This is a genomic window from Mesorhizobium sp. M2A.F.Ca.ET.042.01.1.1, from assembly GCF_003997405.1.
GTDB lineage: Bacteria > Pseudomonadota > Alphaproteobacteria > Rhizobiales > Rhizobiaceae > Mesorhizobium.
Window position 1 is genome coordinate 1 of the sequence record NZ_RZRX01000620.1, and the last position, 666, is coordinate 666.

Genomic DNA, 666 nt, shown 5'->3' on the forward strand with positions numbered 1-666 from the left:
GCTCGAGCGCCTGGCGCATCCCGAGGATGGCCTGCTGCCGACGATAGGCTCCATCGGCATCGGCATCGTGATCGGCTGGTTCGCCGTTCGCCACCTTTTGCAGGCCCGGCATCCGCTGCTCGACCTTTCGGCCTTCAAGGTGCTGACCTTCGCGATCTCGACACTTGCCGCGGGCACGGTCTTCCGCGTCGCGATCAACGCCACGCCCTTCCTGCTGCCGCTGCTGTTCCAGGTCGGCTTCGGCCTGCGTCCGGTCGATGCCGGACTGCTGGTGCTGGCCTATTTCCTCGGCAATCTCGGCATGAAGACCGTGACGACACCGACGCTCAGGCGCTTCGGCTTTCGCACCGTCATGGTGGTGAACGGGGCGATGGCATCGCTGGCGATCATGGCTTGCGGCGCGATCTCGCCGCAGACGCCGCAGGTGCTGGTGGTGGCGCTGATGCTGGTTGCCGGTCTCACGCGCTCGATGCAGTTCACGGCGCTCAACACGCTTGCCTTCGCCGATATCGGCGCACCGCAGCGGAGCTCGGCGGCGACGCTATCCTCGATGCTGCAGCAGATCTCGATGCTGTTCGGCGTGGCGATCGCGGCGGCGATCCTCAACCTGTCGCAGCTCGTCAGGGGCGAAGCCTTGCCCGACCTCCTCGACTTCAGAATCACCTT

At 65.8% G+C, this 666-nt stretch carries 1 protein-coding gene; it reads left to right on the forward strand.

Annotated elements, in window-relative coordinates; genetic code table 11:
* Positions 1–666, forward strand: a 666-nt coding sequence (locus EOA23_RS35215) for an MFS transporter (RefSeq protein ID WP_127307359.1), incomplete at both ends; no start/stop codon positions are given.